This is a genomic window from Salipiger bermudensis (assembly GCF_020171625.1).
In the GTDB taxonomy this organism is placed as follows: domain Bacteria; phylum Pseudomonadota; class Alphaproteobacteria; order Rhodobacterales; family Rhodobacteraceae; genus Salipiger; species Salipiger bermudensis_B.
Map to the genome: position 1 here is coordinate 258691 of NZ_JAIUZY010000004.1, position 26353 is coordinate 285043.

Here is a 26353-nt window from a genome sequence, read left to right on the forward strand (position 1 = left end):
GTTCCCCGGACTCTCCAGCCTCACGGCGATCCGATAGGCATGAGGGGAAGAGAGCAAAGCCGCACCGGCGCGCTGCGCGTCCGAAGCTCCGCCGCGTGCTTGTCACAGCGTGCTTTCGGCGAAGACGGTCAGGCGCCGGATGTCTCGAGGGGTCTCGAAGCCATCGCCCCTCCACGTCTCGTGGATCGACTGTATCCGCTTTCCACGGCCCGGTTCTACCGCTGCAAGACGCGGCTCACCGTCCGATGTTCGCGACCAGATACGATATGTCTCGAAACACAGCGGCACGCAGGGGCTGATTGTTGCACGACGGGCCGGAAGGCTCGGCACGGGGGCAGATCGCATCAGCGGAAGATGCCGGATCATAGCCCCGGGAGGGCAATCTGGCGGAGGCTCAGGGATTCGAACCCTGGGGACGCTCTCACGCCCAACGGTTTTCAAGACCGCCGCATTCGACCACTCTGCCAAACCTCCGGTGCCGCAGCTCTAGCCCCGCTCACGCGATTCTGAAAGCCGCTACGCAAGGGAAAAAGCGCCGATGTGGCATTGCAGGCTTTCCTTGATCCGACCGAGCCGTTACTCTTGCGCCTCAAGGCGGGTGCGCCGCCGGGCGGTCGTCACAGGCCCCCGGCACCGGCATATCCCGCTCATCGCGGAACCCGGCACAAAGATCCGGGGCGAGCAGGGGATGCGGGACGGGAACACCCGCAGGACAGGCATGGGGCAGAACATGGGCAGTGCGTTTTCGAAGCGTCGTGAGGCGGCCTGGCGGGCCGCGTGGCTGTTGACCGGCATGGCGGCGCTCGCAGCCTGCGACAATGCCCAGATGCCCGGCTTTCTCCAATCCAAGGACGGCGCCGGCGGCGAGGCCGTCAGCCGCGCGGCACAAAGCGTCGAGCGCGACATCGAAGCGCCCGAGGTGTTCCACGCCACCGAGGCCGGCCTGTGGGACGGACGCCCGTCGCTCGGCGGGGTCTGGGTCGCGCACCCCGAGGTCAGCGAACCCGAGCGCGTCATCATCCGCAACCAGCAGAACGGACAGTTCGTCATCGGCGCGCTGTTCCGCCGCGAACGGCAGTCCCCCGGCCCGCGCCTTCAGGTCTCCTCCGACGCCGCCGCGGCGCTCGGGATGCTGGCCGGCGCGCCGACCAATCTCGACGTGATCGCCCTGCGCCGCGAAGAGGCCGGCTCCGACGGCGCCCCTGCCGCGATCGCCGCCGGGAGCCCCACCATCGCCGCCGCCTCCGACGTGACCGAGGGCACGCTCGACCCGGCGGCCGCCAGCGCCACCGCGGCGCTCGAGGGCGGCGCGCCCGCCCCGCAGGTCGCCGCGGCCACGCCGCCTGCGGCCGCCCCTGCCCCGCAACCGGCGCCGGCTGCGAAACCGGCCTCACCCCTCGACAAGCCCTATCTCCAGATCGGCATCTTCAGCATCGAGCAGAACGCCGAGAACACCGCCACCGCCATGCGTCAGCAGGGCATGGTGCCCTTGGTGCGCAAGCAGGAAAGCTCCGGCAAGACCTTCTGGCGCGTCATCGTGGGCCCCGCCCAGTCCGCGGCCGAACGCGCCGAGCTGCTGGCGAAAATCAAGGCCTCCGGCTTCACCGACGCCTACGCCGTCACCAACTGATCCGTCCCGGCCCGCGCGGCCCGGGGCGCACAAGGACGAGGACCCGCACATGATCCCGACCCGTTCCCTGCGCCGCATGATGGCCGCCGCCTCCGCGGTGGCCCTGCTGGCCACACAGGCCAGCGCCTTCGACACCAGCGCCCGCGCCGCCTTCGTGCTCGACTACACCACCGGCACCGTGCTGATGGCCAAGAACGCCGACGAGGCGCTTCCGCCGGCCTCGATGTCGAAGCTGATGACGCTCTACATGGCCTTCGAGGCGGTCCGCGACGGTCGCCTGACGCTCGACGAGCGCCTGCCGGTCTCGGAGCACGCCATGTCCTATGGCGGCTCGACCATGTTCCTCAACACCACCGACCGGGTGGCGGTCGAGGATCTGCTGCGCGGCATCATCGTGCTGTCGGGCAACGACGCCTGCGCGGTGATCGCCGAGGCGCTCTCGCCCAACGGCACCGAGTCCGGCTTTGCCGAGCTGATGACCCGCCGTGCCCAGCAACTCGGCATGAGCAACTCGACCTTCGAGAATGCCAGCGGCTGGCCTGCGCCGAACCACCGCATGTCGGTGCGCGACCTGTCGCTGCTGGCGACCCGGATCATCGAGGACTTTCCGGAGTTCTACCCGATCTTCTCCGAGCGCCGGTTCGAGTTCGACGGCCGCGCGCCGTCGAACGTCAACAACCGCAACCCGCTCCTGCGCCTCGACATCGGCGCCGACGGGCTCAAGACCGGCCACACCCAAGAGGCCGGCTACGGCCTGGTAGGCTCGGCCGAGCAGGACGGGCGCCGGGTGATCTTCACCATCAGCGGGCTCGACAGCGAGCGCGCCCGCGCCGAGGAGGCGGAATCGATCGTCAACTGGGCGTTCCGGCAGTTCGCCGAGCGCACCCTCGTCGAGCAGGGCACCGCGGTCGCGCAGGCCGATGTCTGGCTCGGCGCCGAGGACAGCGTCGGGCTGGTCGCCAAGGAGGACGTCACGCTGCTGGTGCCGGTGACCCCGGGCACCATGCTCGAGGCCGAGGTGGTCTATACCGGCCCGCTCCGGGCGCCGATCAGCGCCGGGCAGCAGCTGGCCGAGCTGATCATCCGCCCCGAGGGCCTGCCTGAGCACCGCGTGCCGCTCTTCGCCGAGAAGGCGGTGGCCGGCGGCGGCTTCGGCCAGCGCATGATGGTGGTCAGCCAGGCGCTCCTCACCCGCCTCAACGACAGCTCCGGGGAGGCGATGTGACCGGCGGCACGGGGCTGTTCATCAGCTTCGAAGGCATCGACGGCTCCGGCAAGTCGACGCAGGCGCGGCTGCTGGCCGAGCATCTGCGCGGCACCGGTCGCGAGGTCGTCCTGACCCGCGAGCCCGGCGGCTCGCCCGGCGCCGAGGAGATCCGCGCACTGGTGCTGCAGGGCGACCCCGAGCGCTGGTCGGCAGAGACCGAGCTGCTGCTCTTCACCGCCGCCCGCCGCGACCATCTCGAGCGGACCATCCGCCCGGCGCTGGCGCGCGGGGCCACGGTGATCTGCGACCGCTTCGCCGATTCCACCCGAATGTATCAGGGCCTGTCGCGCGGCAACCTGCGCGGCAAGGTCGACACGCTGCACGCCCTGATGATCGGGGTGGAGCCCGACCTCACCCTGCTGATCGACATGGACCCGGCGGCGGCTCTTTCGCGCGCCAAGTCCCGCGCCACCGCCGAGGAGCGGTTCGAGGATTTCGGCCTGCCGCTGCAGCAGAAGATGCGCGCGGGCTTTCTGGCGCTGGCCGCCGAGTTCGCCGACCGCTTCCGCATCGTCGACGGCAACCGCGACCCCGAGGCGGTGGCGCAGGACGTGCAGGCCACGCTCGAGGCGCGGCCATGAGCGAGACCGAGATCCCCCAGCCCGACCGGGTCGAGGGCGCCCCCCACCCGCGCGAGACCGTGCGGCTCTTCGGGCAGGACAAGGCCGAGCAGGATTTCCTCACCGCCTTCACCACCGGACGGCTGCATCATGGCTGGCTGCTGACCGGGCCGAAGGGCCTCGGGAAGGCGACGCTGGCCTGGCGCATCGCCCGCTTCCTGCTGGCCACGCCCGAGCCCGGAGACGACGGCCTCTTCGGCGCGCCTGCGGTGCCCGAAACGCTCGACATCGGCGCCGATCACCCGGTGATGCGCCGCACGCTGGCGTTGTCGGAGCCGGGCCTGTTCCTGCTGCGCCGCGCCTGGGACGACAAGGCCAAGCGGCTCAAGACCCAGCTGACGGTGGACGAGGTGCGCAAGCTCAAGGGCTTCTTCACCCTGTCCTCCGCCGAGGGCGGGCGCCGGGTGGTGATCGTCGACAGCATGGACGAGCTCAACACCAGCGCCGCCAACGCCATCCTCAAGCTGCTCGAGGAGCCGCCGTCGCGCACCACGCTGCTGATGGTGGCGCACCAGCCCTCGCGGCTCTTGCCGACGATCCGCTCGCGCTGCCGCGAACTGCGGCTGGCGCCGCTCGACACCGAGGACATGGCCCGTGCGCTCGGACAGGCCGGGGCCGAGACCGCCGCCACCGATGCGCAGGCGCTGGCGGCGCTGTCCTCGGGCTCGGTGGGCGCGGCGATGCGCTTGCTCAACCATGACGGCCTGAAGCTCTACGCCGATCTGGTGCACACCGTCGGCACCCTGCCCCGGCTCGACCGCCCGCGCGCCATCGCGCTCGGCGACAGCACGGCGGGCAAGGCCAACGAGGCACGGCTCGACCTGACGCTCACGCTGATGGACACGCTGCTCGCCCGGCTGGCCCGCACCGGCGTCACCGGCACGCCCCCCACCCCGGAGGCCGCGCCCGGCGAAGCCGCCATGCTGGCGCGCCTGTCGCCCGACCCGGCCACCGGCCGCGCCTGGGCGCAACTGGCGCAGGAGGCCGGCGACCGGGCCCGCCACGCGCGCGCGGTCAATGTCGACCCGGCCGCCCTCGTGCTCGACCTGATCCTGCAACTCCACAAGGTCGCCTGACCGCCCCATCCCGACACCGCGGGAGCGTCCCTGCCGGACGCCTCCGGCGGGAGTATTTTTGACGAAGAGAAGCCAGAAGCGCCGCGCCCCTGGCTTCTTTGGTTCAAAAATACCTCGGGGGTGAATTGGCCGAAGGCCAAGAGGGGGCAGAGCCCCTGCGCCCCTCTGGCAGGCGCGCTTCCGGGTTTTTCCTAGAAGTGCACCTCCGGCGCAGCTCGAGGGCGCACCTCTGGTTCTTCCTTATGGGCGCACCTCTGGTGCGACACCCAACAGCACCCCGCCCAACCGCTTTGGCTTCCACGCCCCACAACGGCGGCAGCGATGCCCCACCAGCCCCCTTTCCTCCCCCGTCGATCCGCGCCATAAGGCTCTCATGCTCAAGACCCGCATCATTCCCTGTCTCGATGTCGCCGATGGCCGCGTGGTCAAGGGCGTCAATTTCGTCGACCTGCGCGATGCCGGCGACCCGGTCGACGCCGCCCGCGCCTATGACGCCGCCGGCGCCGACGAGATCACCTTCCTCGACATCCACGCCACGCATGAAAATCGCGGCACGATGTTCGACGTGGTGACCCGCACCGCCGAGCAATGCTTCATCCCGCTGACCGTGGGCGGCGGCGTTCGCACGGTGGCCGATGTGCGCAACCTGCTGCTCGCGGGGGCCGACAAGGTCAGCTTCAACTCGGCGGCGGTGGCCAACCCCGACGTGGTGGCCGAGGCCGCGGATCATTTCGGCTCGCAATGCATCGTGGTGGCGATCGACGCCAAGACCGTGGAGCCGGGCCGCTGGGAGATCTTCACCCATGGCGGTCGCAAGCCCACCGGCATCGACGCGGTGGATTTCGCGCGCAAGATGGCCGCGAAGGGCGCCGGTGAGATCCTGCTCACCTCGATGGACCGGGACGGCACCCGGGCGGGCTTCAACCTGCCCCTGACCCGCGCGATCTCCGACGCCGTGGACATCCCCGTCATCGCCTCCGGCGGCGTGGGCACGCTCGACCATCTTGTTGAAGGCGTGACCGAGGGCCATGCATCCGCCGTGCTCGCCGCCTCGATCTTCCATTTCGGCGAGTTCACCATCGCAGAGGCCAAGGCCCACATGGCGCAGGCCGGCATCCCGGTGAGGTTCTGATGACGCTGGAAGAGCTCGAAACCGTCGTCGCCGCGCGCGCATCCGCCTCGCCCGACGACAGCTGGACCGCCAAGCTGCTCGCGAAGGGGCCGGAAAAATGCGCCGAGAAGTTCGGTGAGGAAGCGGTTGAAGCCATCATCGAAGCGGTCAAGGGCGACCGCGAGAAGCTGGCCTCCGAGGCAGCCGACGTGCTGTTCCACTTCCTCGTGATGCTCAAGGCGCGCGACCTGCCGCTTTCGGCGGTCATGGACGAACTCGCGCGCCGGCAGGGACAGTCCGGCATCGCAGAGAAAGCCTCGCGCAAGGGCTGAGGCCGTGTCCTCGCCCGGCAGGACCGGGGCACTGGCCCCTGTCGTTTCGGAAGTGCGCCTCTAGGAAGGAAGGCGGCGGCGCTGCCCCCTGTCGCACCCGAGGTGCGCTCTTGAGAAAGAAGGAGGGGGCGCTGCCCCCTCTTGGCGCTGTGCGCCAATTCACCCCCGAGGTATTTTTGAACCAAAGAAGCCAAGGGCGCCGCGCCCCTGCTTCTCTTCGTCAAAAATACTCCCGCCGGAGGCGTCCGACAGGTTCCGCCATCGAGGCGTCGGGGAGGCGCGCCGAGGCGAGGATCCACACGCGTGCCGCAGCGCCAGTCACAGTTTCGAGGAGATCACACCGGTGTTGAAGCCGCCCATGCGCAGCTCGCCATGCAGGCGCTGGTATTCGATCTTGGGGCAGCGGTTCATCACCACGTCGACTCCTCTCGCCTCTGCCATAGCGGCCGCTTCCGCGTGTTCGACGCCGATCTGCATCCACACGGTCCGGAGCCCCGGCAGATGGGCCAGCGCGGCCTCGACGATGCCCGGCACCGCCTCGGAGCGACGGAAGATGTCGACCATGTCGACCTCGGCCGGAAGCTCCTCGATCGCCCCGCGCACCTCCTCGCCGAACAGCATCGCGCCCGCATGGCCGGGATTGACGCCGATCACCCGGTAGCCGCGCAGGCTCAGGTAACGCGCCACGTAATAGCTCGGCCGAACGGGGTTCAGCGATACGCCCACCACCGCGATCACCTTGGTGCGGTCGAGAACCGATTTCAGAAACGCGTCGGAATAGGTCATGGCCTCACCTTAAGCACCCGCCGTGAAAAGAAAAAGCGCCCAAGGAAAACCTTGGGCGCAAGTGCGGAACGAGGGACAGTGAAGGCGTCGCGGAGGTTCCGTATCCGCGATCCTGTACTGGATATGGGCGCGAAAGACACAATTGCAAACCTCCTCAAGGAAGCGTGAACAAAAGGCTTGACGCCCACCCAAGAGCCACCCTTGCAGAGCCCTCACTCCGCCGCCAGCGGCGCGCCCTGCAGCAGGCTCCAGACCCGCATCGGCGTGAAGGGCATGTCGACCTGCTTCACGCCTTTCTCCCAGAGCGCATCCTGCACGGCGTTCGACACCGCCGCCAGCGCGCCCACCGTACCGGCCTCGCCGCAGCCCTTCATCCCCATCGGATTGCCGGTGGAGGGCACCGGCTCCACGTCGAACTTGACCCACGGCATATCGTCGGCCCGCGGCATGGCGTAATCCATGAAGCTCGCCGAGAGCAGCTGGCCGTCCTCGTCGAACACCGTACGCTCGCACAGCGCCTGCCCGAGCCCCTGCGCCACCCCGCCATGCACCTGACCCTCGGCCAGCATCGGGTTGATGAGATTGCCGAAATCGTCGACCACGGTGTATTTGACCACCTCGGTGACACCGGTCTCGAGATCGATCTCGACCTCGGCGAAATGCGCCCCGTTGGGATAGGAGCGGGCCTCGATCTGGTCGCGCGCGGACCAGCTCAGCAAGTCCTCCCGGCCCTTGGCGCGGGCCATCTCGGCCACCTCCAGCATGGTCGGCGTCAGGTTCGAGCCCTCGGCCCGGAAGCGCTCGTCGTCGAACCGCACCTCGGCCGCCTCGACCCCCATCTCCTCGGCGAGGAAGGCCGAGAAGCCGTCGACCATCTGCCGCACGCAGGACAGCGTCACGTTGGCCTGCGTGGTCACCGAGCGCGACCCGCCGGTGCCGCCGCCCCGGGCGATCAGGTCACTGTCGCCCTGCACGAAGGCGATCTTGTCGAAGGGAATGCCGCTGTGGTCGCTGAGGAACTTGGCGAACACCGTCTCGTGCCCCTGCCCGTTCGACTGGGTGCCGACATAGATCACCGCGCCGCCGTCCTCGGTGAACTCGACTCGCACGTCCTCGGCTGGGTCGCCGAGAATCGATTCGATGTAGAAGCACAGCCCCAGCCCGCGCAGCTTGCCCTGCGCCGCGCTCTCGGCCTTGCGCGCGGCAAAGCTCGCCACGTCGGCATCAAGGATCGCATGATCCAACACGCGGGGGAAATCGCCCACGTCGTAGGTCTCGCCGGTCACGGTCTTGTAGGGGAAGTCCTTGATGAAGTTGATCTTGCGCAGCTCGATCGGGTCGAGCCCAAGCTCGCGCGCGGCGCGGTCCATCACCCGCTCGATCACGTAGATCGCCTCGGGTCGGCCGGCGCCGCGATATGCATCGACCTGCGTGGTGTTGGTGTAGAACCCCTCGACCCGCATGTAGGCGGTCGGGATGTCATAGGTCCCGGTCAGCACCTTGGAGAACAGCAGCGTCTGGATCGGCTGGCCGAAGCCGGAGTTGTAGGCCCCGAGGTTGCACAGCGTGTGGATGCGGTAGCCGAGGATGCGATGATCGGCATCGAAGGCCAGCTCCGCCATCGTCGTCAGGTCGCGCCCGGCGTGGTCCGACAGCATCCCCTCGGTGCGTTCCGAGATCCAGCGCACCGGCTTGCCCAGCACCCGCGCCGCCTGTGCCAGCACGAAATACTCCGGGTAGGAGGCCGCCTTCATGCCGAAGCCGCCGCCCACGTCGGGGTTGGTGATGCGCACCGCCTCCGGGTCGAGCCCCATGGCCGCGGCCAGATCACCCTTGAGACCCCAGACCCCCTGCCCGTTGAACGCCACGTGCAGCCGCGCACCGTCCCATTCGGCATAGCAGCCGCGGCCCTCCATGGCGTTGACGATCACCCGGTTGTCGTCGACCTCGAGCCGCACGACACGGGCCGCGCTGTCGAAGGCCTCCGCGGTCGCCGCCTCGTCGCCCATGCCCCAGTCGAAGGCGCGGTTGTCGGGCGCCTCGGGGTGGATGGTCTCGCCGCCGGCACAGACCTCGACATGGGCCGGCAGATCGTCGTAGTCGAGCTCGATCAGCTCGGCCGCGTCGCGCGCCTGCTGCAGGGTCTCGGCCACCACCAGCGCCACCGGCTCGCCGACATGGCGCAGCTTGCCGCGCGCCAGCATCGGGCGCTCGGGCGCGGCCGCCTTCGAGCCGTCGCGGTTGGTCAGCACGGTGCCGCCCATGCGAATGTCCATGCCCGCCTCGAGCAGGTCATCCACGGTCAGCACCAGCGCCACACCCTCGGCCTCGCGCGCCGCGGTCACATCCAGCGCGGTGATCGTGGCATGGGCCACCGGCGAGCGCAGCACGAAGCCGTGCAGCGCCCCTTCGGGCGCGATGTCGTCGATGTAGCGGCCATGACCGGTCAGAAAGCGCACGTCCTCGCTGCGCTTGAATGATTGGCTCTTGCCGAACTTTTCCATTTCCCGTCCTCGCCCTTGGCTGGTCCTCTGCGGCGCAGAGTGGCGCCCTGCCGGGGAAGTGTCCAGCGCGAGGACGGGGAATTCTCAGAAGGCCTCCGACATCGGCACCACCCTGCGCGCGCCGTAGCCGTTGAACCCGGTGACCAGCGCCCGCGAATAGGCGCCCATGCCTTCGCAGATGAGGAAATCGCCCTCTTCGATGGACGCCGGAAGCGGCATCGGCTCGGGCAGCCGGTCGAGGCTGTCGCAGGTCGGGCCAAAGACGATGCGCGCCTGCGCAGGCCCGGCCCGCAGCCGACCCGCGGGATCGATGACCCGCAGCCGCCCCATCGCGCCCAGGTCCCGCCACTCGGCCAGACCGCCATAGATGCCGTCATTGACGAAAAGCGCGTCGGCATCCACCGCCTTGACCCGGAGCGCCAGCATCAATGCCTCGGCGCAGAGCCCGCGCCCCGGCTCGCAGACCAGCGCCGGAGGCGTCTCGAAGGCGTCGCGGGTGGCGCGCGCGATGGTGGCGAAGATGGTCTCGAGGTCGGGATGCCCCTCGCCCCGGTCGCTCGGAAAGCCGCCGCCCACGTTCAGCCGGTGCAGCGTGACGCCCGCCTCGCGCGCCACCTCGGCGGCGGCGTGGATGTAGCGCGCCCAAGGCGCGGCGCCGCGGCATTGCGTGCCGGGATGAAAGGTCAGCGACGGCGTCAGCCCCATCTCGACCACCCGCCGCAGCAGCGCCACCGCGTCGGCCGGCCCGGCGCCGAACTTCGCGCCGAAATCATAGGCCGCGCCGGTTACCGGCAGCTTCAGCCGCACCGCGATCTCGGTGCCCGCCGGCAGCGCCGCGAGCTTTTCGAGCTCGCGCATCCGGTCCACCGACCAGGACACGCAGCGATGCTTGAGCCCCGCCTTGATCTCGTCGTTTGAGCGCACCGGGTTGTGGTAATGCAGCACGGCCCCGGGGCACTGCGTCCGCACCAGCGCCATCTCCGCCGGAGAGGCCACGTCGAAGACCTGCACCCCGGCGCGCCAGACCCCGTCGATGATCTCCGGCAGCGGGTTGGCCTTGACCGCGTAGCTCACCAGCCCCGGGAACCCGTCGAGAAACCGCGTCGCCACCTCACCCAGCCGCCGCGGGCAGAAAAAGAACACCGGCTCGTCGGGCCGCTCGCGTGCGAGCCACGCCTCGGGCGACGGCATCAGGGCCTGCTCGATCCCCATGAAGACACCTCCTGTTTGCAGTTTTCGCCAGTATGGGCGGCAGGAGACTCGATTTCGTTCGGCAGAACTGTCATTATGAGGCTCAGATGACGCAAATCGACAGCGCCAACCACAATATCGACGACACCGACCGCGCCCTCGTGACGCTGCTCTCCAATGACGCGCGGATGCCGGTCTCGGATCTCGCGCGGCGGCTGGGGCTGGCGCGCACCACGGTGCAGGCCCGCATCGAGCGGCTGATCCAGCGCGGCGCCATTGCCGGCTTCACCATCCGACGCGGCCCTGCATTGAGAGAGGCGATCCGCGCCACGGTGCTGGTCTGCATCGAGCCGCGCTCCCAGCCCGAGGTGCTGGCCCGGCTGCGCCAGATGCCCGAGGTCGAGACGGTGCACACCACGACGGGGCGGGTCGATCTGATGGTGATCGTCTGCGCCGCCTCGACCGAGGCGCTCGATGCCGCCCTCGACCGCGTTGCCGAGGCCCGCGGGGTGAGAAGCTCGGAAAGCCTCATTCACCTCACCACCAAGCTCGACCGCCGAGGCTGATCCGGCCCACGCCACCCCGCCCCCATCTTCTTTGGTTCAAAAATACCTCGGGGGTGAATTGGCGCACAGCGCCAAGAGGGGGCAGAGCCCCCTCTCTTCTTTCTTCAAGGCGCACCTCCGGTGCGACAGGGGGCAGAGCCCCCTCACTTCTCTTGAAAGCGCAGCTCCGCCCTCATGGCGCCGGGAGCGCTGCCGCTCCCGCATCCCGCGCTTATATATAAAGTGTCCCCGCGGGGACGCCGCCTCAGACGATCCCGCCCTTGATGAAGCGGTCGGCGAGCGTCGCGTAGGCCTGCGCCATGACCCCGTCGCCCAGCGCCACGGGGCGGCCCTCGTCGCCACCGATCCGGGTGTCGAGGTCGATGGGCAGCTGCGCCAGCAGCGGCAGGCCCAGCTTCTCGGCCTCGGCCGCAACGCCCCCCTGCCCGAAGAGATGCGCCTCGAAGCCGCAATCGGGACAGACGAACATCGACATGTTCTCGATGAGCCCCAGCACGGGCACCTTCAGCGTCTCGAACGCGTCGAGCGCCTTGCGCGCGTCGATCATCGCCACGTCCTGCGGTGTCGAGACCACGATGGCGCCGGCCAGATCGCTCTTCTGGCCGAGCGAGAGCTGCACGTCGCCGGTGCCCGGCGGCAGATCGATGAGCAGCACGTCGAGCTCGCCCCACTCCACCTGCATCATCATCTGCTGCAGCGCCCCCATCAGCATCGGCCCGCGCCAGACCACCGCCTTGTCCTCGGGCAGCATGAAGCCGATCGACATCAGCGTCACGCCATGCGCCTGAAGCGGGATGATGGTTTTGCCGTCGGGGCTGGCCGGGCGCTTGGAGATGCCGAACATGCGCGGCTGCGACGGGCCGTGGATATCGGCATCGAGCAGGCCGACCTTCTTGCCCGCCCGCGCCAGCGCCACCGCGAGGTTCGACGACACGGTCGACTTGCCGACCCCGCCCTTGCCCGAGCCGATGGCGATCACCGCCTTCACACCGGGCGGGTTCATCTTGCCCTCCTGCGGCTTGGCGTGGCCGCCGATCTTCAGCGACGGCGCCTTCGCCGCCGGGCCGTGCGCGGTGAGCGCCGCACTGGCGGAGGTGACGCCCTCGAGCGCCATCACGGCGCGCTCGGCGGCGGCGCGCAGCGGCTCCATGTGCTTGGCCATGTCCGGCGAGGGCGCCTCGATGACGAAGCGCACGGCACCGCCCTCGATGCTCAGCGCTCGAATCATGTCTCGCGAAATCAGGTTTCCGCCGTCGGGCAATTCCAGCCGCGCCAGCTCTGCCTTCACCGCCTCTTGTGTCGGGGACATGGTCTATCCTTTCCATTTCTGCAGACCGACGTAGCGTCACCATGCTCTGCGCGCAACGCTCGTACACAGGCCGCTTAATTGTTACGCTTAACGCGTTGCTTTCGCATAGCTCTCCCTCACGTCGCCCATGCAGATGCTGCATAGCGGCATTGAGCTTTGGCGGGATTGTGCACTCGCAGCATTTGCCACATGTTAGGGCCAACAGAGCAAGACACGCACTCAGTTACACGAACACAGGCTAGCAACGAACATGGCATACGCAACCGACACCAGCACCCAAGGCTCGAACGGCTTCTTCGCCGGCATGATCGCCTCGCTGCGCGAGCGCAATGCCCGTCGCCGTCTCTACCGCGAGACCCTGCGCGAGCTCGGCCAGCTGAGCAACCGCGAACTGAGCGACCTCGGGCTGCACCGCTCGATGATCCGCCGGATCGCCTACCAGGCCGCCTACGAGGCCTGATCACAGTTTTCTCGAGGCGCTCTCCTCCTCCTCCCTGAGCGCATCGAGCCCCGGCGGCGACCTCCCTCCTCCTCCCGAGGTCGCCGCCGCAAAGACACAAGGGCCACGTGCCCGACAGTTCGGAGCCCCTCTCCTCCTCCCTGGGGCCTTCGATGCGCGGCGGGATCTCTCCTCCTCCCTGATCCCGCCGCACCCTCATATCCGGGCCACGTGCCCGACAGTTTCGGAGCCCCTCTCCTCCTCCCTGGGGCGTTCGATACGCGACGGTGCCTCTCCTCCTCCCTGGCACCGTCGCACCCTACATCCGGGCCTCATGCCCGACAGTTTCGGAGCCCCTCTCCTCCTCCCTGGGGCCTTCGATACGCGACGGTGCCTCTCCTCCTCCCTGGCACCGTCGCACCCTACATCAGGGCCACGTGTCCGACAGTTTCGGAGCCCCTCTCCTCCTCCCTGGGGCCTTCGATACGCGACGGTGCCTCTCCTCCTCCCTGGCACCGTCGCACCCTACATCCGGGCCACGCGCCCGACAGTTTCGGAGCCCCTCTCCTCCTCCCTGGGGCCTTCGATACGCGGCGGGATCTCTCCTCCTCCCTGATCCCGCCGCACCTCCCATTCGGACCGCGATGGTCCAGCCGGTTTCCGCAGCCCTCTCCTCCTCCCTGGGCAGTCGGAATGATCAGACGGCGGTGCCCCTCCTCCTCCCGGGCGCCGCCGTTTTTCGTTTTGGGACCCTGCTTCAACGCTGCGTCCGTGTGGCGGGTGAATTCGGGGCTCTGCCCCGTCCGCTCGAGCGCGGACTCCCCGGGATATTTTCGGCCAGAAGAAACCGGGAGCGCGGCGCGGGACGTGCAGCCTTTCCCTTTGCCCCGCCAGCAGGTAGACGAGGCTGGACAATCATGCAGGCACGGGAAGACGACCCATGGCGATGGAAAAGACCTTTGACGCGGCCGAAGCCGAGGCGCGTATCTACGAAGCGTGGGAAAAAGCGGGCGCCTTTGCCGCCGGGGCCAATGCCTCGCGCGACGAGAGCTTCAGCATCATGATCCCGCCGCCCAATGTGACAGGCTCGCTGCACATGGGGCACGCCTTCAACAACACGCTGCAGGATATCCTCGTGCGCTGGCACCGGATGCGCGGCTTCGACACGCTGTGGCAGCCCGGTCAGGACCATGCCGGCATCGCCACACAGATGGTGGTCGAGCGCGAGCTGGCCAAGGATCCGGCCAACGCCACCCGCCGCGAGATGGGCCGCGAGGCCTTTACCGCGAAGATCTGGGAGTGGAAGCAGCACTCCGGCGGCACCATCATGACGCAGCTCAAGCGGCTTGGCGCCTCTCTCGACTGGTCGCGCAACGCCTTCACCATGTCGGGCGCCGAGGGCGCCCCGGCGGGCGAGGAGGGCAACTTCCACGACGCGGTGATCAAGGTCTTCGTCGACATGTACGAGAAGGGCCTGATCTACCGCGGCAAGCGGCTGGTCAACTGGGACCCGCATTTCGAGACCGCGATCTCGGATCTCGAAGTCGAGAACATCGAGGTGCCCGGCCACATGTGGCACTTCAAGTACCCGCTGGCCGGCGGTGCCACCTACACCTATGTCGAGAAGGACGAGGACGGCACCGTGCTCTTCGAGGAGGAGCGCGACTACATCTCCATCGCCACCACCCGCCCCGAGACCATGCTGGGCGACGGCGCCGTCGCGGTGCACCCCTCTGACGAGCGTTATGCGCCGATCGTCGGCCAGCTCTGCGAGATCCCGGTGGGGCCGAAGGAGCACCGCCGTCTGATCCCGATCATCACCGACGAATACCCCGACCCGACCTTCGGCTCGGGCGCGGTGAAGATCACCGGTGCGCATGACTTCAACGACTACCAGGTGGCCAAGCGCGGCGGCATCCCGATGTACCGCCTCATGGACACCCGCGGCACCATGCGCGCCGACGGCATCTCTTATGCCGAGGCCGCCGAGACCGCGCAGAAGGTCGCCCGCGGCGAGCTGACGCTCTCCGAGCACGAGGCCGATGCGCTCAACCTCGTGCCCGACCACCTGCGCGGGCTCGACCGGTTCGAGGCGCGCGAGGCGGTGGTGCGCGAGATCACCGAGGACGGTCTCGCGGTGATGACCGAGCTCACCGATCCGCGGCTCGGACAGGCGGCGGCGCAGGCCCCCGTGGCCCCCGAAGAGGGCGGCGAGGCGCGCGACGAGGCGGCGCAGTGGGTGCCGCTCGTGGAGGCCAAGCCGATCATGCAGCCCTTCGGCGACCGCTCGAAGGTGGTGATCGAGCCGATGCTCACCGACCAGTGGTTCGTCGACACCACCCAGATCGTCGGGCCGGCGCTCGATGCCGTGCGCGAGGGCCGCGTGCGGATCCTGCCCGAGAGCGGTGAGAAGACCTATTTTCACTGGCTCGAGAACATCGAGCCGTGGTGCATCTCGCGCCAGCTGTGGTGGGGCCACCAGATCCCGGTCTGGCACACCCCCGGCCTCGGCGACGAGTGGCGCTCGTTCTGCGCCGCGACCGAGGAGGAGGCGCTGAAGAAGATGCACGACTTCTTCGGCGAGGACGCCGAGTTCCTGATGGTCGAGGACGCGGCAGCGGCCGAGGATCACCTCGCGGCGCTGCTCGAGCAGGGCGTTGATTTCACCGGCGTCGACCAGCGCCGCCGGCCGCAGGCGATCCCGGTGTTCCGCGATCCCGACGTGCTCGACACGTGGTTCTCGTCCGGGCTGTGGCCGATCGGCACGCTGGGCTGGCCCGAGAAGACCCCGGAGCTCGAGAAGTACTTCCCCACCGACGTGCTGGTGACCGGGCAGGACATCCTGTTCTTCTGGGTCGCGCGGATGATGATGATGCAGCTCGCCGTGGTCGACGATATCCCGTTCCGCGACGTCTACCTGCACGGGCTGGTGCGCGACGCCAAGGGCAAGAAGATGTCCAAGTCGCTCGGCAACGTGGTCGACCCGCTCGAGATCATCGACGAGTACGGCGCCGACGCGCTGCGCTTCACCAATGCCGCCATGGCCTCGCTGGGCGGGGTGCTGAAGCTCGACATGCAGCGCATCGCCGGCTACCGCAACTTCGGCACCAAGCTGTGGAACGCTGCCCGCTTCGCCGAGATGAACGGCGCCGTGGGGCTTGGCGGGGCGCGCCCGGTGCCGCAGGCCACGGTAAACAAGTGGATCCTCGGCGAGACCGCGCGGGTGCGCGAGACCGTCGATGCGGCTCTGGCCGAGTATCGCTTCAACGATGCGGCGCTGTCGCTTTACGCCTTTGTCTGGGGCGTGGTCTGCGACTGGTATGTCGAGTTCTCCAAGCCCCTTCTGCAGGGCGAGGACGAGGCTGCGAAGGCCGAGACGCAGGCCACCATGTCGTGGGTCATCGACCAGTGCCTCGTCCTGCTGCACCCGATCATGCCCTTCATCACCGAAGAGCTCTGGGGCACGCTGGGCGCGCGCTCGAAGATGCTCGTGCATGGCGACTGGCCGGTCTACACCACCGAGGAACTGCTCGACCCGGCAGCGGATGCCGAGATGCGCTGGGTGATCTCGCTGATCGAGGGCGTGCGCTCGGCGCGGGCGCAGATGGGCGTGCCGGTGGGGCTCTACGTGCCGGTGCTGGTGACCGAGATCGACGCCGCCGGCGAGGCGGCCTGGGCCAACAACGAGACGCTGATCAAGCGGCTGGCGCGGCTTGAGAGCCTGACACGGGTCGACAGCTTCCCCAAGGGCTGCGTGACCGTGCCGGTGGGCGGGGCGACCTTCGGCCTGCCGCTGGCCGACATCATCGATGTCGAGGCCGAGAAGGCGCGGCTCGAGAAGAACATCGCCAAGCTCGGCAAGGAGCTGGGCGGTCTGCGCGGGCGTCTGAAGAACCCCAAGTTCATCGAGAGCGCGCCCGAGGAGGTGGTCGAGGAGACCCGCGACAACCTCGCCGCGCGCGAAGAGGAAGAGACCAAGCTCAAGCAGGCGCTGGCGCGTCTGGCCGAGATCGGCTGATAGGCGTCTCTCTCGCTGAAACGACAACCGCCGCCCTTCGGGGCGGCGGTTTGCGTTTGGGGGGCGGCACGCCCCGCTCTCATCTGACCACTCTAGCACCGCGATTCCGAAGACCGCCGTGCGATCTCTGGCCCACGGGGGCGAAGTGTTTCAGCGACTTCACCACCCAGTCCGTCTGCTTCGTCGTGCCGGGACGCCGCCACGCCATCGCCGGTCCGCGGGGTGGCGATCCGGTCTTCGAACCTCTCGATTTATCCCGGCCACATCCGAAGGACCTCGACACGCGGCTCCCAGCTTCACCAGATCGCCAGCCCGGGGGGCGGGCCGGCGATTGCGCGGCGGCCTACGGCCTTGATTCCGCGCGGGGACACGCTCGGCTCTTCCGAAGTCCACGCGGCCCCAATCCCTCTCAGCCACTCCCACCTCATCGAGCCGGGACGCCGCCGCGCATTCGCCCCGCTCGCCCCTTCCGAAGTCCGCACGGCGCCCGAGCGCCTAGTCCTACTTCGGCGCCATCCGAAGCGCGCCGTCGAGGCGGATCACCTCGCCGTTCAGCATCTGGTTCTCGATGATGTGCCGCGCCAGCGCCGCGTACTCCTCCGGGTCGCCCAGCCGTGGCGGGAAAGGCACCGAGGCGCCGAGGCTGTCCTGCACGTCCTGCGGCAGGCCCGCCATCATCGGCGTGCCGAAGATCCCCGGCGCGATGGTCACAACGCGGATGCCGTGCCGCGCCAGCTCGCGCGCCGCGGGCAGCGTCAAAGACGCCACACCGCCCTTCGACGCCGCGTAGGCCGCCTGCCCGATCTGACCGTCCATCGCCGCGATCGAGGCGGTGTTGATGATCACCCCCCGCTCGCCGCCCTCGCCCGGCTCCTGCTTCGAAATCGCGTCCGCCGCCAGCCGCAGCATGTTGAAGGTGCCGATGAGGTTGATCGTCACCGCGCGCGCGAAGCTGTCGAGCCCGTGCGGCCCCTCGCGCCCGACGATCTTCTCGCCCGGCGCCACGCCCGCACAGTTGACCAGACCGTCGAGCCGCCCGAAGCGCTCGAGCGCCGCGGCCACCGCCGCCTCGCCCTGCACCGCGTCGGTCACGTCGGTCTTCACGAAATGCGCCGCCTCCCCAAGCGCGTCGGACTTGGCCTCGCCGGCCTCGGCGTTGACGTCGAGCAGCACCGCGCGGCCCCCCGCGCCCACCAGCATCTCGGCCACCGCCGCGCCGAGGCCCGAGCCGCCGCCGGTCACGAGGAACACACGATCTTCGATCTTCATAACAAACCCTCCCTTGTCGCGGCGGAGCATAGCCAAGGCACGGGCGCTGACAATGCCTCAGCGACGCCGAGCGCGGCGTCGCGCGATGGTTTCAAATCTGCGCAAATTTCCGGCGTTCCCTCGCGGGTCAGGAGCGTTTCCGCCCGGATCGCCCGGCTGCGGCCCTGCCCCCGGCCCGCCCGAACCGGGTTTCGTTGACAAAAAGCGCGCCTCTGCGCGTCAATCGGGGCATGATCCGGTCAGGCGCTCCACAGTGCCGGGCAAGCCGACGCGGACCGCCGATGAAGGGTAGAAGCCAGTTTCGAGTTCCGGGGGCGTCATGCGCAAAACCATCGACTATTTCTTCTCACCAGCCTCCGGGTTCACCTATCTCGGTCATCAGGCGCTGATGGCGCTGGCCGCCGAGGTCGGCGCGATGGTGCGCTTCCACCCGCTGGACATCCGCAGGGTCTATGCCGAGATGGGCATCACCCACCCGCTCGAGCAATGCGAGGCCCGGCAGAGCTACCGCATCGAGGACCAGCGCCGCTGGGCGCGGCTGCGGGGCCTGCGCATGACCCCGAACCCGGCGCATCATCCGGTCGACGTGCGCCTGCCCTGCCGGGTGATCCTTGCCACCGGGCGCCTCGGGCTCGATCAGGACGCGGTGACGCTGGCCTGCCTGCGCGGGGTCTGGGCCGAGGGGCGCAACATCTCGGATCCGGGCGAACTGTGCGAGGCACTGCACCAGATCGACATGCCCGCCTATGACATCCTGCACGAGGCCGAGGCCGAGCACGTGCGTGACGAGGCCGGCGCTGTCACGCAGTCGGCGATCGAGGCCGGGATCTTCGGCGCGCCGACCTACGTGGTCGACGGCGAACGGTTCTGGGGACAGGACCGGATCGAGTTCATGCGCGAAAAGCTCCTCAGGGCCGCCGCCTGATCCGGTGCCGCCCGATCCGTTGCTGACTGACCGCGCTTTTCCCGAGACGCAGCCCTTCCCCGAAGCGAAACCCCGCCTTTCGCGTTGCAGACCCGTCTCAGCGCCTTAGGTTGACCGGAGGACTGGCGGGACCGCCCGCCGGTTCGCCCGGGACGGTGCGCGCAAGCGTGGCTGTCCCGCAGATCGCCAGACAGTCCGCGCCGCGCCCGCGAGGGCCGCGGTGGTGGCACATGAGCAACGACACAGGACCGAGACGCCATGACAGACACGCCCGCCATCCTCGCCGACCTTTCCGCCGCCGAGGCCCGCGCCGAGTGGTGCCAGCAGGTGCTCGACACCGCGCCCAACCGCTTTGACGCCGGCAAGCAGATCGCGCGGCGGCTGGGAGCTCTGGTCGATGGTGCAAAGGTGGAGTTCGGCTTCTGGACGCCGGAGCTGCAGGATTGGCGCATCGCCGATGGCGACGTGTTCCTCGAGGTGCTGCGCCCGCAGGAAGAGCTCGACCTCACCGCCAGCCAGGGCGACGTGCGCTTCGACCGCGTGCTGCTGCCGGTGGCCCGCTGCGAGGCCTTCACCTTTGCCGCCGCCACCGGTCTCAGGGCCGGCAGCCGGGACCAGATCGGGGATTTCTACGCGCTGGTCTACCGCGATCAGGAGGGTGCCTATCACCGCATCCTCGATCCGCTCGCCGCCTCGCTGCCCTATGGCGCCTTTTCCCCGGCCGAGATCTACGATCTGCCGGCCATGCAGGCGCGGCGGCAGGACAAAGGCTATTTCGAGCAGGTCCGAAAGGCCGACGGCCCGCACAAGTTCGCCCCGCCGACCTCGATCCTGCAGGTCCATGTCCCCACGGCAACGCCCGGCGGCACGCTGGCCTCGCTCACCCGGCAGTTCGAACGCCTCGCCGCGCGTGTCGGCGCCGGACTGACGCTGGAGCCCGACGAAGAGCTGTTCGCCGGCTACGACGCGGTGCAGCTCCTGCCGGTCGAGCCCACCACCGTCTACGAGGCGGGTCCGGATTTCTGGACCGACATCGAGAGCGACGAGGAGACGGTGACCGCCCATCTGATGCGGCCCGACACCACCAACTGGGGCTATGACATCGTCATCTCGGGCATGGCGACGGTGAACCCGGTGCTGCTCGAGACGGCGCGCCCCGACGAGCTGGTCGACCTCGCGGCGGTGCTGCACAACTTCCCGCACTGGCCCAAGATGCTGGTGCTCGACGTGGTGTTCGGCCACTCGGACAACCAAGGTCTCAACGCGCTCAACAGCCATTTCTTCGCCGGGCCGAACATGTACGGCCAGAACCTCGACTACAACAATCCCTTCGTGCGGGCGATCCTGCTCGAGCTGCAGCGCCGCAAGGTGGATTTCGGCGCCGACGGCGTGCGCGTGGACGGGGCGCAGGACTTCAAGTGGTGGGATGTCTCGACGCAGGAAATGCGGCACGACGACGACTACCTGCAGGAAATGTCGGACGTTGTGCAGAACGTGGCGGGCGTCGATTACCGCCCTTGGTTCGTCTTCGAGGACGGCCGCCCTTGGCCGCAGGAAGACTGGGAGCTGAGCTCGGATTACCGCGCGGTGATCGAGACGCAGAAGGACACCGACCCGGACGTGTTCCAGTGGGGGCCGCTGACCTTCGCCCACAACACGCCGTTCATCTACACCTTCTGGCTGTCGAAATACTGGCGCCTGTGGGAGATCCTCACCCGCGGCTCGAACTGGATCTCGGGCACCGCCAACCACGACACGCTGCGCCGGGGCACGCAGGTGAACCCCAAGCTCAACATCAACACCCGGCTTGGCGAGACCAAGATGGAGATCCTCGACAAGGCCTATGACAACCCCGCCGTGTCGATCCTCACCTATGCCGCCCTGCCCGGCGTGCCGATGGACTTCCTCAACGCCACCGCCCGCGCCAGCTGGGGCTTCATCCGCAACCAGGACGACAAGTACGGGGTCAAGGTCGTGGCCGAGGAGGCGATTTCGCTGAAGTGGCAGGTGGACGAATACAGCTACTCGGTCCCCGGCAACTTCCGTTGGCTCAAGGAGCTGGGCTTCGAGACCCGAGAGGACCTCGCGCGGTTCCTCGAGTTCCTGCCGGCGCTGGTCGAGGTGACGGATTACGACCTCAACACCATCGCCACGCTGCTCAACGCGGTGGAGCCGCCGCTGGCCGGGCCGCGTCCGATCACCGTGGGCGGGCTGAAGCAGATCGCGCGGGCGTGGATGGACGACATGCACGAGTACTGCAACGTCTCGCACTCGACCTCGAAGCTCGACCCGGTGCAGACCAACGCCATGCGCCGCCTGCGCATGTTCCGGCTCAACAACCCGTGGCTGCGCCAGAACCTGCGCGCCGATGACCATTTCCGCTATGTCGAACCTATCGACGGCCGCACGGTCTTTGTCTCGCTGCGCAACGCACCGCAGGGGGGCGAGGTGTTCACCGTGTGCCACATGGAAGGCGGCGCCACCGACAACATCGACCCGCTCGACCTGCTGCCCGACAGCGTCAGCCGCAACGACTGGCATCTGACGATCCGTGGCCCGGGCATCGGGCCAGACTATGTCGGCGGTCCGCTGGTGCTGCGGGATTCGATGGGGCTGGTCTTTACCCGCGGCCTCGACATCACCCACCTCGCAGGCGAGCCGCACTGAGCTTCGGCGCCGGCGCTCCCGGAGAGGACGCCGGCGCTCGCGCGCTGAACGAAAACGACCGCGCCCACGCGCCTCAGCCGCGTCTGAACCACCGTACCCACGCGCCTAGGGTTGGCCTAAACCACCGCGCCCGCAACCACGCGCCTCAGGCGCGCCAGAAGCGCAGGGTGAACAGGGTGAAGACCACCATCACCTCGAGACGGCCGGTGAGCATGGCGAAGGCCAGCATCCATTTCGCCGTGTCGTTGATATCGGCGAAGTTGCCCGCCGGGCCGATCTGATCGCCGAGACCGGGGCCGACATTGGCCAGCGCCGTCGCCGCGCCGGAGAGCGAGGTGATGAAGTCGAGGCCGGTCATCCCGAGCCCCACCGACAGCACCCCCAGAGACACCACGAAGAACGCGAAGAAGCTCAGCACCGAGGACAGCGTGTCGTCATCGACCGGGCGGCCCTGGAAGCGCGGCGTGAACACCCCGTGCGGCGCGCGGATGCGGCGCAGCTGCACCCGGATCGAGGCGAACAGGATCTGGTAGCGGAAGATCTTCACCGAGCAGGCCGTGGAGCCGGCACAGCCCCCGATCAGCCCGATGAAAAAGAACATCGTGATGATGAACGAGCCCCACTGCATGTAGTCCACCGAGGCGTAGCCGGTGCCCGAGATGATAGAGGTGATGTTGAACAGCGCCTCGCGCACCGCCTGTTCCGGGTGATGCGGAAAGATCGAGACCAGCACGACCACCATCACCATCACCAGCACCGCGATGGTGCCGAAGAAGGCCAGCACCTGGCTGTCGCGCCACAGCGCGGTGTAATGGCCGTTCATCATCTGCACGTAGCGCACGAAGGGCAGCGCCGCGCCGATCATGAAGACGGAGGCCACGTATTCCGCCGGCCCCGAGAAGGTGCCGAAACTGGCGTCGTAATTGGCGAATCCGCCGGTCGAGATCGTGGTGAGCGCATGCACCATCGCATCGAAGGCGTTCATGCCGCACAGCAGGTAGGCCACGGCGCAGGCCAGCGTCAGCCCCACATAGATGGTCGAGATCGACGAGGCGATCTCGGTGGCGCGGGGCAGGATCTTTCCCATCGTCTCGAAGGCTTCGGAGCGGAACACCTGCATTCCGCCCACCCGCAGCTCGGGCAGGAACACCATGGCGACCACGATGATGCCGATGCCGCCCAGCCATTGCAGGATGCCGCGCCACAGGAGCAGCCCCTTGGGCAGGGTATCGAGCCCGACGAACACGGTCGAGCCGGTGGTGGTCAGGCCCGACATGGCCTCGAAATAGGCGTCGGTGAAGCTGGCCTCGGTGGCCCCGAAGATGAAGGGCAGCCCGCCGAAGAGCGGCAGCGCCGCCCAGACCCCGACAGTGAGCAGGAAGGTCTGCTGCAGCGTCAGCCCCTCCTTCACGCCGTTGGCACAGGCCAGCGCGATCAGCCCGCCGGTCAGCATCGTGACGAGACCGGTCTCGAGGAACACGTTCCACTCGCCCCGGCCCTCGGCGATATCGACGAGCATGGGCAGGAACATGGTCGCGCCCAGAGTGGCGACAAGAAGACCGATGACATAGGCGACGGGGCGGAGGTCGAACATGGCGCAGCGTTGTCCTGCCCCGCGAAATTAGTCAAGCAGCCGGGCGAGCAAATTCCACGCCCGCGCCGCCGCCGCTCAGGCGGACAGGAGGTCGCGGAACACGTGCGGGAGGATCTCGTCCCGCCTCAGCCCCATGCGGGCAAGCTGGTCGTCGCTTTTCATTTCGAGATGAACGATCTCGCGCATGCGGGCCTTGCGCAGGCCATAGGGGTTCAGCCCCAGCCCGAGATTGGCGAAGTACAGGTCGATCTTGTGCTTCAGAGAGCCGCGCCCGATGGCGAGCTGAACGGTGTCGGCGTGCATTCGGAAACCTCCGTCTGTGGGGGTCCTCCCGCCCTCACAATTAGGCCGACCTCTTACCCGTTCCCCAACACGCCGCGCAGGAATTGCTGCAATGCAGCACGCTGCACAAGAAATGCGCCGCCCCTGGGGGCGGCGCATCGAATTGCAGCGGTGAGCGTGTCTCAGTGGCTGTGGATCAGCGTCGGGAACAGCTTGGGGCCAAGGCTGTCATGCGCAAAGGTGGCGCCTTCGGTCAGCACCGAGACCGCATCATGCGAGTGCAGGCTTTCCTGATGGCTAGCCAGCACGCGATAGTCGCCAATGCGCGGGTCCGCCTGAAGCTGCGCGGCGAACAGCCGTGCGGCATCCTCGACGAAGATCGGGTTGGCGGCGTTGAGCTCGGCGAAAGCCTGTTCGTCCTCGCGCTTGACCATCACCTGAGTCTCGGTGGGCACGGCGGCGCGGCAGAGGTCGACCAGATCCTCGAACCACAGGCACTCGCCCTCCCGCAGCTCGACCGACACGCGCGCCACCGAGCGCTGCGAATGCGGCGTTGCGAGCTGGTTGCGCTCGCGCCGGGCATGTTCCGACAGCTCGAGCGAGCACGGGCAGGTCGAGCTGTAGACATAGTCGAGATGCACGAGCTTGCGCCGCACGCCCGCGGTCTCCACCAGTTCGAGCGCGATGTCGTAATACTGGAACCCCCACAGGCCCGAGCGCAGAGATTCGACCTTCATCGGGAAGGAGAAGGCCAGCTCGATGCGGGCATCGAAGCTTTCCAGATCGGACTTGTAGTCGTCGAGCGCCGCTTCGATGACCTCGAAGGAGAAGGTCTTGTCGGCGTGGACATAGAAGCTGCGCATGATGCGCGACATGTTGATGCCCTTCTTGTCGGCATCGAGGCTGACCGTGCCGGTGACCGAGGTCTCCAGCGTCAGATCGCCATTGTCGCGAGTGTGGAACTTTATCGGCAGCCGGAAGTTGGAAATACCAACATGCTGGATCGCGCGGTTCTCTCCGCGGATCAGCGACGCCGGGCCATTCTGCAGGTCCGGCAGGGTTTCACGATAGGCGGCGTCCGCCTTGAAATCCTTTGGATAGACACGTGACAGGTCCGGATAGCCGGGCCCGTCCCGCAGCAGGGCAAGCGCCGGATCGACCGCGTCGATCTCGCTATCATGCGCCTTGTCTGCAAAACGGCGCAGCAGGTCGAGCGCGGCGCGCGCCTGCTCTTCGCTGGGTTTGCTGTCGATTTCCGGCGTATGGACGTTCATCTCGGTCTTCCTCAAGCGACACTCCTACCGCCACAGAGATAGGTGGCGTGCGAACCGTTTGCCAACATTTTCATCTCTCCGGGCGAGTAACGCCCGGAGATCACACGCATGTGATGCTAACAGGCATCAAGCGCCTGAAGCACGTCGGCCACCAGATCGTCGGTATCCTCGATGCCGACCGACAGGCGGATCAGCCCGTCGGAAATGCCCAGATCCGCGCGCTGCTCGAGCGAGAGGCGCTGGTGGGTCGTGGTCGCCGGGTGGGTCGCGATGGACTTGGCGTCGCCAAGGTTGTTCGAGATCAGGATGATCTCAAGCGCATTGCAGAAGCGGAACGCCGCCTCCTTGCCGCCGTCGATCTCGAAGGCCACCATCGTGCCCCCTGCCCCGAGCTGACGCTGTGCCAGCGCGTGCTGCGCGTGGCTCTCCAGCCCCGGATAGCTGACCCGCGTGACCTTGGCATGGGTGCTCACCGCCTCGGCAATGGCCTTGGCAGAGACCGTCTGCGCCCGCACCCGCAGATCGATGGTCTCGAGCCCCTTGAGCATGATCCAGGCGGTGAACGGGCTCATCGAGCCGCCGGTGTGCTTCATGTAGGGCTCGACCGTGCCGCGGATGAACTCGCGCGTACCGAGGATCACGCCGCCAAGCGCCCGGCCCTGACCATCGATGTGCTTCGTCGCGGAGTAGACCACGACGTCGGCGCCCTGCGCGATGGCGTCGGAGTAGACCGGGGTGGAGAACACGTTGTCGACGATGACGATCGCACCGGCCGCGTGGGCTAGTTTGGCCACACCCTCGATATCGACGATCTCGAGCGTCGGGTTCGACATGCTCTCGAAGAACACCGCCGTGGCGCCGGGCGCGAGCGCCTCTTCCCACGCCGCGAGGTCGCCGCCGTCGATGAAGACCACCTCGACGCCGTAGCGCGGCAGGATGCTCTCGAGGATGTAGAGGCAGGAGCCGAACAGCGCCTTGGCGGCGACCACCCGGTCGCCCGCCTTGAGGCAGGAGGTCAGCGCGCCGTTCACGGCTGCCATGCCGGAAGCGGTGGCAAAGGCATCTTCGGCGCCCTCGAGCAGCGCGATGCGCTCTTCGAACATGGCGACGGTCGGGTTGCCGTAGCGGGCGTAGATGAACTCGTCCGGGCCGGACTTCAGAAACCGCGCCTCGGCCTGCTCGGCGCTGTCATAGGCGAAGCCCTGGGTCAGAAAAATCGCTTCGCTGAGCTCGCCCCACTGGCTGCGCTTGGTGCCGCCGTGAACCGCGTTCGTGCGAGATCCCTTGCTGGTCATGTCGTGTCCTTTCGCGGCACCCCTCGCCGCAATTGAAAAAAGCCCCGTCGCGGTCAAGCGAAAGGGGCTTTCGTCTGACCTCTTTAGCGGAATTTTTTAACGTGGCCCGCAATCCGGTAACAAAGCGCCACGGGCCGCGCATTACGCCTCTCGCGCCGTTGCGTCAAGCTTTCCGGTGGTGACAGGCCGCGCCATCCC

General features: G+C 68.0%; 20 protein-coding genes, 1 tRNA gene and 1 riboswitch. Of the genes, 11 read left to right on the forward strand and 10 right to left on the reverse strand.

Annotated features, from left to right (window positions below; genetic code table 11):
- Positions 1 to 384: 384 nt before the first annotated feature.
- Positions 385 to 474, reverse strand: a tRNA-Ser gene (locus tag LCM15_RS07790).
- A gap of 244 nt (positions 475 to 718) precedes the next feature.
- Here LCM15_RS07790 and LCM15_RS07795 point away from each other — a divergent pair.
- From LCM15_RS07795 to LCM15_RS07820, 6 genes are all read left to right on the forward strand, one after another.
- A complete protein-coding gene (locus LCM15_RS07795) occupies positions 719 to 1630 on the forward strand; it encodes an SPOR domain-containing protein (protein ID WP_224855131.1) in 912 nt (303 codons plus the stop codon).
- Between the two features lie 49 nt (positions 1631 to 1679).
- Positions 1680 to 2855, forward strand: coding sequence for a D-alanyl-D-alanine carboxypeptidase family protein (locus tag LCM15_RS07800; RefSeq protein ID WP_224855133.1), 1176 nt, complete (start codon positions 1680 to 1682; stop codon positions 2853 to 2855).
- Positions 2852 to 3478: a dTMP kinase gene (gene tmk / locus LCM15_RS07805; RefSeq protein WP_224855135.1), complete on the forward strand. Its 627-nt coding sequence runs from the start codon at positions 2852 to 2854 to the stop codon at positions 3476 to 3478. Before LCM15_RS07800 ends, tmk begins: the two co-directional genes overlap by 4 nt.
- The gene (locus tag LCM15_RS07810) at positions 3475 to 4593 is read left to right on the forward strand and encodes a DNA polymerase III subunit delta' (RefSeq protein ID WP_224855137.1); all 1119 of its coding nucleotides are present in this window, start codon (positions 3475 to 3477) and stop codon (positions 4591 to 4593) included. Before tmk ends, LCM15_RS07810 begins: the two co-directional genes overlap by 4 nt.
- Before the next feature lie 373 nt (positions 4594 to 4966).
- Complete coding sequence (gene hisF, locus LCM15_RS07815; RefSeq protein WP_224855139.1) at positions 4967 to 5725, forward strand: imidazole glycerol phosphate synthase subunit HisF; 759 nt, start codon at positions 4967 to 4969, stop codon at positions 5723 to 5725.
- Complete coding sequence (locus tag LCM15_RS07820; protein WP_224855141.1) at positions 5725 to 6036, forward strand: phosphoribosyl-ATP diphosphatase; 312 nt, start codon at positions 5725 to 5727, stop codon at positions 6034 to 6036. Before hisF ends, LCM15_RS07820 begins: the two co-directional genes overlap by 1 nt.
- 318 nt (positions 6037 to 6354) lie before the next feature.
- Here LCM15_RS07820 and LCM15_RS07825 read toward each other — a convergent pair whose 3' ends face one another.
- The 3 genes from LCM15_RS07825 to LCM15_RS07835 form a co-directional block, all read right to left on the reverse strand.
- Positions 6355 to 6822: a CoA-binding protein gene (locus LCM15_RS07825; protein ID WP_224855143.1), complete on the reverse strand. Its 468-nt coding sequence runs from the start codon at positions 6820 to 6822 to the stop codon at positions 6355 to 6357.
- A gap of 212 nt (positions 6823 to 7034) precedes the next feature.
- Positions 7035 to 9326: a xanthine dehydrogenase family protein molybdopterin-binding subunit gene (locus tag LCM15_RS07830; protein WP_224855145.1), complete on the reverse strand. Its 2292-nt coding sequence runs from the start codon at positions 9324 to 9326 to the stop codon at positions 7035 to 7037.
- 84 nt (positions 9327 to 9410) lie between these two features.
- Entirely contained in the window at positions 9411 to 10538 is a 1128-nt protein-coding gene (locus tag LCM15_RS07835; RefSeq protein ID WP_224855147.1) for a type III PLP-dependent enzyme, read from the reverse strand.
- A gap of 86 nt (positions 10539 to 10624) precedes the next feature.
- On the opposite strand from LCM15_RS07835, the gene LCM15_RS07840 reads away from it, so the two are divergent.
- The gene (locus LCM15_RS07840; RefSeq protein ID WP_224855149.1) at positions 10625 to 11083 is read left to right on the forward strand and encodes an Lrp/AsnC family transcriptional regulator; all 459 of its coding nucleotides are present in this window, start codon (positions 10625 to 10627) and stop codon (positions 11081 to 11083) included.
- Between the two features lie 244 nt (positions 11084 to 11327).
- On the opposite strand, the gene LCM15_RS07845 is transcribed toward LCM15_RS07840, so the two are convergent.
- Positions 11328 to 12392, reverse strand: coding sequence for an Mrp/NBP35 family ATP-binding protein (locus tag LCM15_RS07845; protein ID WP_224855151.1), 1065 nt, complete (start codon positions 12390 to 12392; stop codon positions 11328 to 11330).
- Positions 12393 to 12642: 250 nt separating this feature from the next.
- On the opposite strand from LCM15_RS07845, the gene LCM15_RS07850 reads away from it, so the two are divergent.
- Both LCM15_RS07850 and LCM15_RS07855 read left to right on the forward strand, forming a co-directional pair.
- Positions 12643 to 12852 (forward strand): DUF1127 domain-containing protein, encoded by a 210-nt coding sequence (locus tag LCM15_RS07850; RefSeq protein WP_207074451.1) that lies wholly within the window; start codon positions 12643 to 12645, stop codon positions 12850 to 12852.
- Between the two features lie 919 nt (positions 12853 to 13771).
- Positions 13772 to 16849, forward strand: coding sequence for a valine--tRNA ligase (locus LCM15_RS07855; RefSeq protein WP_224855153.1), 3078 nt, complete (start codon positions 13772 to 13774; stop codon positions 16847 to 16849).
- Positions 16850 to 17350: 501 nt separating this feature from the next.
- Here the strand turns inward: LCM15_RS07855 and LCM15_RS07860 are convergent.
- Positions 17351 to 18118: a 3-hydroxyacyl-CoA dehydrogenase gene (locus tag LCM15_RS07860; RefSeq protein ID WP_224855155.1), complete on the reverse strand. Its 768-nt coding sequence runs from the start codon at positions 18116 to 18118 to the stop codon at positions 17351 to 17353.
- 319 nt (positions 18119 to 18437) lie between these two features.
- On the opposite strand from LCM15_RS07860, the gene LCM15_RS07865 reads away from it, so the two are divergent.
- Entirely contained in the window at positions 18438 to 19043 is a 606-nt protein-coding gene (locus tag LCM15_RS07865) for a 2-hydroxychromene-2-carboxylate isomerase (protein ID WP_224855157.1), read from the forward strand.
- 258 nt (positions 19044 to 19301) lie between these two features.
- A complete protein-coding gene (gene gghA / locus LCM15_RS07870) occupies positions 19302 to 21710 on the forward strand; it encodes a glucosylglycerol hydrolase (protein ID WP_224855159.1) in 2409 nt (802 codons plus the stop codon).
- Positions 21711 to 21855: 145 nt separating this feature from the next.
- Here the strand turns inward: gghA and LCM15_RS07875 are convergent, their stop codons facing one another.
- From LCM15_RS07875 to metZ, 4 genes are all read right to left on the reverse strand, one after another.
- The gene (locus tag LCM15_RS07875) at positions 21856 to 23304 is read right to left on the reverse strand and encodes a TrkH family potassium uptake protein (RefSeq protein WP_224855161.1); all 1449 of its coding nucleotides are present in this window, start codon (positions 23302 to 23304) and stop codon (positions 21856 to 21858) included.
- Positions 23305 to 23379: 75 nt separating this feature from the next.
- Positions 23380 to 23607, reverse strand: coding sequence for a hypothetical protein (locus tag LCM15_RS07880; RefSeq protein ID WP_224855163.1), 228 nt, complete (start codon positions 23605 to 23607; stop codon positions 23380 to 23382).
- A gap of 161 nt (positions 23608 to 23768) precedes the next feature.
- Positions 23769 to 24860, reverse strand: coding sequence for a GTP cyclohydrolase FolE2 (gene folE2 / locus LCM15_RS07885; protein WP_224855712.1), 1092 nt, complete (start codon positions 24858 to 24860; stop codon positions 23769 to 23771).
- Positions 24861 to 24976: 116 nt separating this feature from the next.
- The gene (metZ, locus tag LCM15_RS07890) at positions 24977 to 26155 is read right to left on the reverse strand and encodes an O-succinylhomoserine sulfhydrylase (protein ID WP_224855165.1); all 1179 of its coding nucleotides are present in this window, start codon (positions 26153 to 26155) and stop codon (positions 24977 to 24979) included.
- A 62-nt stretch (positions 26156 to 26217) separates the two neighbouring features.
- Positions 26218 to 26296, reverse strand: a riboswitch (SAM riboswitch).
- Between the last annotated feature and the right edge of the window lie 57 nt (positions 26297 to 26353).